Below are 10,607 nucleotides of genomic sequence, written 5' to 3' on the forward strand. Positions count from 1 at the left end.
GGCGAAACGCGCCGCTACATGGGGGTAAACGATGCGCATTGTAATGATCGGAAGCGGTTACGTCGGCCTCGTCTCCGGTGCCTGCCTTGCCGATTTCGGGCATCATGTCTGTTGTGTCGACAAGGACGCCAGCAAGATCGAGGCTCTGCATCAGGGCCGTATTCCGATTTTCGAGCCCGGCCTGGATGAGTTGGTGGCTAAGAACGTGGCGGCGGGACAACTGCAGTTTTCGCTCGATCTCATCGAAGCGCTGCCAAATGCTGACGCTGTGTTCATCGCAGTCGGCACGCCATCGCGTCGTGGCGACGGCCATGCGGACCTCAGCTACGTCTACGCGGCCGCGCGTGAGATGGCCCCTCACCTCGACGCCGGCACGGTCGTGGTCACCAAGTCAACGGTTCCGGTCGGCACGGGGGACGAGGTCGAGCGCATCATACGCGAGGCGGCTCCGGATCTTTCCTTCTCGGTCGCTTCCAATCCGGAGTTCCTCCGCGAAGGCGCGGCAATCGAGGACTTCAAGCGCCCCGACCGCGTGGTCATCGGCGTCAACGACGATCACGCTGCCGACGTGCTGCGGGAAATCTACCGCCCGCTGCTCGGCAACGAGACGCGTCTGCTCGCGATGTCGCGGCGCGCGGCCGAACTGACGAAATACGCGGCGAACGCCTTCCTCGCGACCAAGATCAGCTTCATCAACGAGATCGCTGACCTGTGCGAGCGGGTGGGTGCCGACGTGCAGAACGTGGCCAAGGGCATCGGCCTCGATTCCCGCATCGGCGCACGCTTCTTACAGCCGGGGCCGGGATATGGTGGTTCGTGCTTTCCCAAGGACACACTCGCCCTGCTCAAGACCGCGCAGGACTACGAAGCGCCGTTGCGGATCGTCGAGGCCGTGGTGGCATCGAACGACGGCCGCAAGCGTTCGATGGGCCGCAAGGTGATCCACGCGCTCAACGGTCAGTCGCAGGGCAAGACGGTCGCGTTGCTGGGCCTGACGTTCAAGGCCAATACCGATGATATGCGCGACTCGCCGGCCCTTGCGATCGTCCGCACGCTTCAGGACGGAGGCGTGGCGGTACGGGCTTACGATCCCGAAGGGATGGAGCAGGCGGCAAACGTGCTCGACGACGTCACCTATTGCGGCGATGCTTACGAAGCCATGGAAGGCGCCGACGCAGCTGTCATCGTGACGGAGTGGGACGCGTTTCGCGCTCTCGATTTCCAGCGGGCTGGAACGGCGCTAAACGACAAGCTGCTGGTCGACTTGCGTAACCTCTACGACCGGGCCGACGTCGAACGCCACGGCTTCCGGTATGTCGCGGTAGGCCGTTAGGAGCGCAAGCGTACATAGCTGCCCCGGGGCGATTTCCACCGGGGCAAATGGGGTAGGGGACCGCCGGGCTGGTGGCCGATGCGAACTCACGCTAAGTTCCTGCAAGCCAAGGGGTAGGCAGGGGGTTCGGTAATGAGGAAGCGTTTTCTTCGGCTTGCTGGTGTAGCGTCGGTTGCGGGTCTGGCCATCTTGGCCGCGGTGCCCGCGATTTCCCAGGGCGGCTCGGCCCCCCCGGTTCGCTATACGATCGACGCGGGCACGATCTCCGGCATGGGCGCAATGGGCGCCAATGGCGGCGGCGGCTTGAATTCGGCGATGGCGATGATGCGTGGTGGCGGCAACCAGGTGGCGCATGAGCTCCGGCTGCGTCTGGGTTCGAGCCAGGCTCCGGCGGGAGATCCCAAAGCGGATCATTTCATTCCGCAGGGCATGCGCATGGGGGCCTCGCTGCCGCTGGTGACGCCGCGACAGGTCACCGGAACGCAGGAGTACACGCCGGGCCAAATGCCGACCGGACGACTGCTGCTGTTCTGGGGCTGTGGCGAACATGCCGGGCCCGGGCAGCCGGTGGTGATCGACTTCTCGAAGCTGGCTCGTGGGCAAGTGCCTCCGGGCCTCTACGCGCAGTCGCTTAACTTGCCGGAAGACTGGTCGATCACTTCTGCCAATAGCAAGACTTTCGGCGAGTGGCCGAACGAGCGGGATCCCAAGCCGGTGCCGGGTAACGCCTCGCTTCTGGGGACCCAGCGCATCGCGAGCACTTATGCGCCGGAGATTTCGTTCGAGCTCGCCAACGACTTCATGTCCGCCCTGCGTCCATCGACGGCCGACGCAGCGGGCGGGGCTGTGAACCTCAGCTGGAACTCGGTGCCGACCGCCACCGGATACTACGCCTGGGTGATGGCCATGAACCCCGACCAAAGTGGCCAGCCGCGTGACATGGTGTGGTGGACCTCCTCCTCAACCCAGCAATTTGGCGGACCGATGTGGGATTGGCTCTCACCGAGTACGGTGCAGAAGCTAATCACTGCAAAAACGGTCATGCCGCCAAGCCAGACCAGCTGCACGATCCCGGCCGAGGTGCGTGAGCAAGGTGGGCCGTTCATGATGACCAACCTTTATGCCTACGGCCCGCAGGCGGATTTCTCCTACCCCGTCCGGCCGGCCAACGCGGCGCGCAGTTGGCAGCCGGACTGGATTGCCCGCGTCCGCTTCCGCGCGAACGCCATGGTCATGCACGGCATGCCGGGAATGAGCGACTTCGGAGCATCGTCAGAGTCCTCTGAAGAGGCGCAACCGGCGCAACAGGGCCAGGAACTTCCGCGCTGCAAAGGCTTGTCGGGCATTGCCAAACGGGCAGCGGGACTGTGCCAGTGAGCGGATAGGGCGAGCCATCGCTGGCGATCGGAAAGCTGTCGCTGCCCTTCGTGAAAGCTGGTGCCGGCTACAGGATTCGAACCCGTGGCCCCCTGATTACAAATCAGGTGCTCTACCAACTGAGCTAAGCCGGCGCCTGGAAGTGCCTTTGCTTCAAGCGACGCCGAAGGTCCAGCCTTCGGTGCGAGCTATTTCTGGGGTGAGGCGTTCTGGCGCCCACAATTCCGGTCTGCCGGCGTTGGCTCGCAGCCAGGCGGCCGTGATGAGGGCATCGGCCTTGTGATCGTCGATCGGCACGTTTTGGCGCCAGGGCTTGCTGCCCAGCGCTGCGAGGGCTTGGTCGAGTGAATCGCGATCCCGAATCTTGGAGGCTCCCGCGCGGCGTCCAGCGGCGAGAGCGGCAATGGTCGTGTAGATTTCGACTATGGCAGAGCCAGCGGATGGGAGCGAATCGATTGGCCAGACGGGTAACTGCCCGTCGAGCCCGTGGAGCAGCCGCATGCCTGTCAGGCTCGACTTGCCGACTTGTGCCGCGCCGACCAAGTTGAAATTGCTGTAGGGTTTGCAACCCATCAACTCCTGCGCTCCCTCGGTGACGCGGAATCGTCCGCGGCGGTGTTGAGCGGCGGAGTGATGGAAGTGTTCTCCTTCTCGCGAGCCATGGCGTCGGAAATAGCGGCTCGCGGCGTCATGCTCGACGAAGCTCGTCGCGCCCAGGTACGGATCGTCCTGACACAGGCTGTCCACGAGACCCCAGAGTTCGCGTGCCGATGAAGGACTTTCCTCCCAACCGGGGAAGAAGGCTTCACAGTCGACAAAGGGCAGTGAGATCCCAAGGTCGAGGCCAACGAGGCTGCCTTCCAATAAGTCGTCGGCCAGCCACCGCAGGACTTCGGGCCGGGACCATATGTGACCCGGCCGAACCAGCTTTGGCGCGTCGTCACCGATCGAGCAGATCGCCAGCGCAATTCCGCGATGTCGCTCTCCCACCGCGCCCGACCAGTCGATCGCGGTGAAATGGCGAAAGCGATAGCTCACTTCTTCCGGAAGTGGAGCGGTCGACTCACGACTGCCGCTCCTTTCGGCGCTTGTCCCACCATTCGATCCGCTCGCGGACCTGGCGTTCGAACCCACGTTCGACCGGCTCGTAGAAGATCTGCGGCTCCATCTCCGCGGGCCAGTAGTTGTCGCCCGAGCACCCTTCTTCTGCGTTGTGATCGTAGGTGTAACCTTGGCCATAGCCGATGTCTTTCATCAGCTTGGTCGGTGCGTTGAGGATGTTTTGCGGTGGCATCAGGCTGCCGGTATCCCGAGCGCTCTTCCAGGCCGCTTTCTGGGCCATGTACGCGGCATTCGATTTGGGCGCCGTGGCGCAATAGAGGCAGGCCTGCACGATCGCGAGCTCACCTTCAGGGGATCCGAGGAAATCGTAAGCTTCCTTGGCGGCGATGCATTGCGTCAGCGCTTGTGGGTCGGCGAGTCCGATATCTTCGCTGGCAAAGCGGGTGATCCGCCGCAACACATAGAGCGGCTCTTCGCCGGCCACCAGCATCCGTGCGAGGTAATAGAGCGCCGCCTGCGGATCCGAGCCGCGCATCGACTTATGCAGCGCCGAGATCAGGTTGTAGTGCCCCTCCCGATCCTTGTCGTAGACCGCCACCCGACGCTGAAGGAATGCACCGAGTTCGGCCGGTCCCAGGGGATCGGGAATTCTCGCGGAATAGAGCGTCTCGGCTTGGTTGAGCAGGAAGCGGCCGTCGCCGTCTGCCGAAGCTATCAGGGCCTCGCGCGCGCCGGGCGTGAGGGGGAGGGGGCCTTCCAGGGCCTCCGCCCGCTCAAGCAACTTGCCGAGTGCCGCCGGATCGAGCCGGTGGAGGATCAGAACCTGGGCACGACTGAGCAGCGCGGCGTTTAGCTCGAAACTGGGGTTCTCCGTCGTCGCGCCGACCAGCGTCACGGTTCCGCGCTCGACGAAGGGCAGGAAGCCGTCTTGCTGCGCGCGGTTGAAGCGATGGATCTCGTCGACGAAGAGCAAGGTGCGCCGGCCGGCCAACTGGGCCACTTCGGCCTCGGCAAAGGCCTTCTTGAGATCGGCAACGCCTGAGAACACGGCGCTGATGGCCACGAACCTCATCCCGACGGCATCAGCCAGGAGGCGGGCGATGCTGGTTTTGCCGGTGCCTGGCGGCCCCCAGAGGATCATGCTCGACAGGCGACCGGCGGCGACCATGCGGCCGATTGCTCCTTCCGGTCCTGTCAAGTGCTCCTGCCCTATGATCTCGTTCAGCGAGCGCGGCCGAAGACGATCGGCAAGCGGCGCGTCTGCGCGCGGCTCGTCGGCGGGTGGCGTATGGGGCATTTCGTCAGCGAACAAGTCGGCCATCGGCTACAGATAGGCGTTGGTCGACCGAGGGGCGACTTGAATTTTTCCTCTTCTAAGATATATCGTAGAATATCTATTGGAGGATCATCATCATGATCTACACGGATTGCGATTTCGGTGACGGCCGGGAATGGAAGGCCATGGCTGACAAGTGGGGCAAGATGCGCTGGGGCGGACCTGGCGGGCCATTCGGACCCGGGGGTCCGTTCGGACCGGGCGGCGTATTTGGTCCAGGTGGCGTCTTTGGCCCAAAGGGCGGCCCATGGGGCCCAGGCGGCCCCCGCCGTCACGGGCGCGACCGCAAGTTTGGCCGCGACGAACAGCGGCTGATGCTCCTGTCGCTCATCAATGAACAACCGCGTCACGGCTACGATTTGATCAAGGCGATGGAGGAACTGTCGGGTGGCCATTACTCGCCAAGCCCGGGCGTGATCTATCCGGCGCTTTCGTTGCTGGCTGACGAGGGCCTGGTGGTCGAGCAGCAAAGCAACGACCAGAGGCGCAAGTTCGCCATTACTCCCGCAGGGAAGGCGGTGCTCGAGGCGGAGGCGGACGCGGCCGCCCGGGCAATGGAGCGTTTGACCGGACTGGGTGAAAAGGCCGAACGCCATCGTTCGCCTTCTATCGAGCGGGCAGCGTTCGGCTTGTTCACTGCCGTTGGCCAACGGATGGCCAACAGTGGCGGTAATGACGAAGATTTGCCGCACCGGATCGCCGAAATTCTCGACGAAGCGGCGCAGAAGATCGAGCGGCTCTAGCCTACCCGATTTCTCCCTTCCACAGGCGTGTGATACACTCTTGGTGTGATCGCGCCTGAGGGAGGGACTGCGATGGCAATTGCAAGTCCGGTAGCAACGCCGAAACACCTTCGGGTGGTCGGCATCGTCTCGCTGCTATGGAACGCCGTCGGGGCGACCGACTATACGATGACGGCTCTCGGCAACACCGCCTATCTCGAAAGCATGGGGTTTGGGCCAGAAGAGCAGGCCTGGGTCGATGCCTTTCCCGCCTGGGCCGTGGCGGCCTGGGCAATCGGAGTGTGGGCCTCCATCGTCGGCTCGATCCTCCTGTTGATGCGCTCGCGCCATGCGGTGACGGCGTTCGTGATCTCCGCGATCGGCGCAATCGTCAGCTTTGCCTATCAGTTCACCTCGGAGAGGCCGACTTCGATGGAAGGCGGTTCGGCGCTCATTATGCCGGTCGTGATTGTCATCCTGATCGTTGCGCAGTGGTATTATGCGCGGCGGATGGACGCTGCCGGGGTGCTGCGCTGACAAGCGCCTTGCGTTCGGCCAGCCGCAGGTAGAGCTCGGCAACCGATCCGTTGATCGCATCCCAGGAATAAGTGAGGCTGCGCAGTTCGCCCGCCGCTCCGTGCTTATGCCGCAGTGCCGCGTCACGAATGTAAGTGGCGATAACCTCGGCAAAGGCGGCGCTGTCACCGGGCTCTACCAGTCGTCCTGTTTCTCCGTCGACGACGAGGCTCGTACTTCCTGTCGCTCTCGCCGCGACTACCGGCAGGCCCGAGGCCATGGCTTCAAGCGTGACATTGCCGAACGTCTCGGTGACCGAGGGGTTGAGCAGCATGTCCATGCTGGCGACCGCTCGTCCGAGATCGCCGCCAGTCAGCATCCCGGCAAAGATTGCTCCGGGCACCCGTTCGGCGAACCAATCGTGCGCCGGCCCCTTGCCGATGACGAGCACCTTGTGCGGAGCGCCCTGGCTGCGCAGGCGGGCAACAGTGTCGGCAAAGACGTCGAGGCCCTTTTCCATCACCAATCGGCCGAGGAAGCCGACCACGACGTCATCGTCCGCAATGCCCAGCGAGCGGCGCCATTCGAGATCGCGGTGGCGGGGATCAAAGATCTCGCGGTCGACACCGCGCGACCAGATTTCGATATCGCTGCTCATCCCCTGCTCGCGAAGCACTTCGGCCATGCTCTCCGAAGGGGCTACCAGCGCGTCGCAGCGGTTATAGAAGCGCTTGAGAATGCTTTCGAGCCAGGGTTCGGCAAAGCCCATGCCGTAATAGCGCGGATAGGTTTCGAACCGGGTATGGACCGACGCCAGCACGGGCAGATGGCGCGCCTCGGCCCAACCGAGGGCGGCGTGAGCCGTGGGGTCTGGCGACGCCAGGTGCATCACCGTGGGAGAGAAACGCTCCAGATCGGTCTTGTTCTTCGCCGATAGCCCGAGCGGGAAGCGATATTCGCTACGGAAGGGGATCGGGACGGCGGGCACGCCAATGAGATCCCCAGTGGGGGGGAACGCCGGCTGGGACACGACGGGTGCGTAGACACGCACCGCGGCACCCTGCCTCAACAAAAAGTCTACCAGGCGGTTCAGGGCCTGGTTCGCGCCGTCGCGGACATAATTGTAGTTGCCGCTGAACAGGGCGACGCGCAGATCGGCAATGTCCATCGAGGCCCCCTAAGGCCTGTGTCGCGCCCCGGCAATGGCTGCTTTGGCAGGCAGCAAGCCGGCCCGATCCGCAAAACGGGGAAAACACCTATCAGGCTACCGTGGCAGGAAGGTCACAGAAGCGGCTGCCGTTGCCGCCAGCTAGGCCGCCGGTAATTGTGTGGTTACCACCCTGGTTCTAAAGGAGCGAACCGCCCGTGCGACCGTAATCAGCGGCGCCCGGCGCAGGGAGATGGAGACCACCTAATGTTGTTTCGGGGCGCCGGGTCGGCAGCTTATACGCGTGCATTTTGGCTTGCCGGTTCGGCGGCAGTTGCACTTTGCATTCCTTCTTTCGCGGCAGCGCAGAGTGAATCCGCTCCTGCCGGACCAGCAGACGAAGCTTCGCCGGACGATAGTTTCCCGGCGGACCAGGACGCCAGCACCGGCAACGCGATCGTCGTTACCGCCACCAAGCGGGAACAGACGCTGCAGGATGTCCCGGTCGCGGTTTCCGTGACCACGGCCGAGACGATCGAGCGCGGTCAGATCCGCGACTTGCGCGATCTCCAGACGGTGGTTCCTTCGCTCAGCGTCGGACAGCGCCAGAGCGTTGCCAACACCAACTTCTTCATCCGCGGCTTCGGCAATGGCGCCAACAACGCGGGGATCGAGCCTTCGGTCGGCGTGTTTGTCGATAACGTCTACCGTTCGCGGACAGCGGCGCAGATCACGGATCTACCCGACGTTCAGCGAATCGAAGTGCTGCGCGGCCCACAGTCCACTCTGTTCGGCAAGAACGCCTCAGCCGGCGTCATTTCCATCACTACCGAGGAACCCAAGTTCGACTTCGGCGGTGTGGGCGAACTGACCTATGGCAACTTCAACCAGATCATCGCCCGTGGATACGTAACGGGCCCAGTGGCGGATTCGATCGCGGTCAGCGTTGCGGCCGGTCTCAACCAGCGCGACGGCTTCTTCCGTGACGGCGGCACGGGCGACCGGACCAACGAGCGCGACCGCTGGTTCGCCCGGGGGCAGTTGCTGGTCGATCCGGACAACGGCTTCCGCGCCCGCATCATCGCCGATTACGATTCGATCGATGAAAACTGCTGTGCGGTCGTCAACGTTCAGGACGGCCTGGCAACGCCGGTTGTCCGGGCTCTTGGGGGGCAGGTCAACGCCCCCGAGGATGCGTTCAACGGGTTTGTGTACAACAACTACAACTCAACGAACGATATCGAGAACTACGGCGTTTCCGCCCAGTTCGACTTCGATCTGAACGACGACTTCACCGTCACCTGGATCAGCGCCTATCGCGAGACGCAGGCGGTCACGAACCAGGATTCCGACTTCACCAGCGCCGACCTGATCTATCCGAACTTTCAGGACCTTGGGATCGGTAGCTTCACGCAAGAAGTGCGGCTGACCGGTGAGATCGGCGACAGCATCAATGTCCTGCTCGGTGCGTTCTACATCAACGAGGACATCGACCAGCAGAACAAGCTGATCTACTCGACGCAGTTCAGGCCCTACGCCAATACGCTGGTGCAGCAGCTTTCGGGCGGTGCGCTCAGCCTGGCGACGCTCGAGGGGGTCTTTGGCGCTGCCGACGGGCAGGACTACTCCGGGCAGTTCCTTGCATCGGGCCAGGGCTTCACAGAGGCCTATACCCTCGATAGCGAGGCGTATTCGTTCTTCGGACAGGTCGACTTCGAAATCACCGACGGCCTCGTCCTTACCCTGGGCGGCAACTATACCGACGACAGCAAGAAGTTCGTCACCAATGCCCGTTCGACCGACACCTTCTCGGGCATCGACCTCGACGCGCCGCAATACGCGGCATTCCGTGGGCAGCTGCTTTTCGGTGGTGCCCTCGCTCAGGGTGTAGGCACGGCGCTCGGCCTCGGCCGTTCTGCTACGGCGGCGGAAGTCGGTGCCTTTGCGGTGTCGAACCCCACGGCCTTCGGCGTGATCCAGACCGGTGCGACGGCCTACGCCAGCGCCAATGCCAACAACCCGCTTGCGAACCCGCTGGCCCCATTACGCGCGCTGCAGTTTATGCCGCCGTTTCTCAACGTCCCCAACGTGGTCGAGGACGGCAAGACCAACGACAGCGATTTCGCCTACACCATTCGCCTGGCGTACGATGTGAGCGACACCATCAACGTTTATGCGACCTACGCGACCGGCTTCAAGGCAAGCTCGATCAATCTCTCGCGCGACAGTCGTCCTTCGCCCAACGATCGGGACGCGATCATCGCGGCGGGTCTCGACCTCAACAACCTGGTCTACGGAAGCCGCTTTGCGGGTCCCGAGAACTCGCGGGTGATGGAGGCCGGGATCAAGGCGAACTGGGGTGACATCTCGGCCAACCTCGCAGTGTTCGACCAGGATATCTCAGGCTTCCAGTCCAACATCTTCACCGGGTCGGGCTTCGCCCTGCGCAATGCGGGCGAGCTCAGCACTTTCGGTGTCGAGTTCGAAGGTCTGGCGACGATCGCCGATGCTCTGACGCTGAACCTCGGAGTGACCTACCTCGATCCCAAATACGTCAGCTTCGAACAGTCGGCCGTAGGGGATCTCTCGGGCACTCGTCCGGCGGGGATCCCCGCTTGGACGGTCCTGATCGGTGCTCAGTACGAGCATGAGATCGGCGGGGGCACACTCGTGCCGCGGGTTTCGTTCCTGTGGCAATCGAAGGAGCAGCTGATCGAAGGCCTTCCGGGCTTTGTGGTGCGCAATCCCGATGGAACGATCGCCGATGCGACGCCAGCGCTCGAGGCTGCCGAGCCCTTCACTCGCGAAGTGCAGGACCTGACCGCCTCGTTCTCCTATGACATGGACATTGGGCTCAGCCTGTCGGTCTGGGGGCGTAATCTTCTCAACAAGCGCGATGTCGGCGTGATCTTCGATACGCCCGCTCAGCCGCGCGGCATCTCCGGCTATGCGAACGATCCGAGGACTTACGGGGTCAGTGCTCGCTATCGTTTCTGATCTACTCGAAAGAGCGGGATCAAAAGGGGGTCTTTTGACCCCCTTTTCATTTGCACCGCGATGAATTCTGTGATGCCTTCCCCCTCAGGTACACAACAATGTGACCTGAGGGGGAGA

8 protein-coding genes and 1 tRNA gene are annotated in these 10,607 nt (G+C 63.2%); 5 read left to right on the top strand and 4 right to left on the bottom strand.

Annotation, left to right across the window (positions count from 1 at the left end; all coding sequences use genetic code 11):
- Positions 1–31: 31 nt before the first annotated feature.
- Entirely contained in the window at positions 32–1,333 is a 1,302-nt protein-coding gene (locus KK137_RS16105; RefSeq protein ID WP_214537712.1) for a UDP-glucose dehydrogenase family protein, read from the top strand.
- 132 nt (positions 1,334–1,465) lie between these two features.
- On the top strand, positions 1,466–2,710 hold the full coding sequence (locus KK137_RS16110; protein ID WP_250894016.1) for a hypothetical protein: 1,245 nt from the start codon (positions 1,466–1,468) through the stop codon (positions 2,708–2,710).
- A 58-nt stretch (positions 2,711–2,768) separates the two neighbouring features.
- Here KK137_RS16110 and KK137_RS16115 read toward each other — a convergent pair.
- The 3 genes from KK137_RS16115 to KK137_RS16125 all read right to left on the bottom strand — a co-directional run bounded on the left by KK137_RS16115 (position 2,769) and on the right by KK137_RS16125 (position 5,093).
- Positions 2,769–2,844 (bottom strand) — tRNA-Thr (locus KK137_RS16115).
- A gap of 19 nt (positions 2,845–2,863) precedes the next feature.
- Positions 2,864–3,748 carry a hypothetical protein gene (locus KK137_RS16120; protein WP_214537713.1) on the bottom strand — a complete coding sequence of 295 codons (885 nt, stop codon included), beginning with the start codon at positions 3,746–3,748 and terminating at the stop codon, positions 2,864–2,866.
- A gap of 25 nt (positions 3,749–3,773) precedes the next feature.
- Positions 3,774–5,093: a replication-associated recombination protein A gene (locus KK137_RS16125; RefSeq protein WP_214537715.1), complete on the bottom strand. Its 1,320-nt coding sequence runs from the start codon at positions 5,091–5,093 to the stop codon at positions 3,774–3,776.
- Between the two features lie 92 nt (positions 5,094–5,185).
- Between KK137_RS16125 and KK137_RS16130 the strand changes: the two genes are divergently transcribed.
- Positions 5,186–5,851, top strand: a complete 666-nt coding sequence (locus tag KK137_RS16130) for a PadR family transcriptional regulator (protein ID WP_250894017.1) — start codon at positions 5,186–5,188, stop codon at positions 5,849–5,851.
- A 72-nt stretch (positions 5,852–5,923) separates the two neighbouring features.
- Positions 5,924–6,367 (top strand): hypothetical protein, encoded by a 444-nt coding sequence (locus KK137_RS16135; RefSeq protein WP_214537716.1) that lies wholly within the window; start codon positions 5,924–5,926, stop codon positions 6,365–6,367.
- Here the strand turns inward: KK137_RS16135 and KK137_RS16140 are convergent.
- On the bottom strand, positions 6,303–7,514 hold the full coding sequence (locus KK137_RS16140) for a glycosyltransferase family 4 protein (RefSeq protein ID WP_214537720.1): 1,212 nt from the start codon (positions 7,512–7,514) through the stop codon (positions 6,303–6,305). The genes KK137_RS16135 and KK137_RS16140 overlap by 65 nt on opposite strands.
- A 246-nt stretch (positions 7,515–7,760) precedes the next feature.
- Between KK137_RS16140 and KK137_RS16145 the strand changes: the two genes are divergently transcribed.
- Positions 7,761–10,490, top strand: coding sequence for a TonB-dependent receptor domain-containing protein (locus KK137_RS16145; RefSeq protein ID WP_214537722.1), 2,730 nt, complete (start codon positions 7,761–7,763; stop codon positions 10,488–10,490).
- Positions 10,491–10,607 lie beyond the last annotated feature (117 nt).

Origin of the sequence: Croceibacterium selenioxidans (genome assembly GCF_018599195.1) — a bacterium.
Lineage (GTDB): Bacteria > Pseudomonadota > Alphaproteobacteria > Sphingomonadales > Sphingomonadaceae > Croceibacterium_A > Croceibacterium_A selenioxidans.

Bases quoted from the DNA above. Each gene is read 5' to 3' on its own strand.
- KK137_RS16125 (WP_214537715.1), bottom strand. From the start codon at position 5,093: ATGGCCGACTTGTTCGCTGACGAAATGCCCCATACGCCACCCGCCGAC.
- KK137_RS16105 (WP_214537712.1), top strand. From the start codon at position 32: ATGCGCATTGTAATGATCGGAAGCGGTTACGTCGGCCTCGTCTCCGGT.
- KK137_RS16140 (WP_214537720.1), bottom strand. From the start codon at position 7,514: ATGGACATTGCCGATCTGCGCGTCGCCCTGTTCAGCGGCAACTACAAT.
- KK137_RS16110 (WP_250894016.1), top strand. From the start codon at position 1,466: ATGAGGAAGCGTTTTCTTCGGCTTGCTGGTGTAGCGTCGGTTGCGGGT.
- KK137_RS16145 (WP_214537722.1), top strand. From the start codon at position 7,761: ATGTTGTTTCGGGGCGCCGGGTCGGCAGCTTATACGCGTGCATTTTGG.
- KK137_RS16135 (WP_214537716.1), top strand. From the start codon at position 5,924: ATGGCAATTGCAAGTCCGGTAGCAACGCCGAAACACCTTCGGGTGGTC.
- KK137_RS16130 (WP_250894017.1), top strand. From the start codon at position 5,186: ATGATCTACACGGATTGCGATTTCGGTGACGGCCGGGAATGGAAGGCC.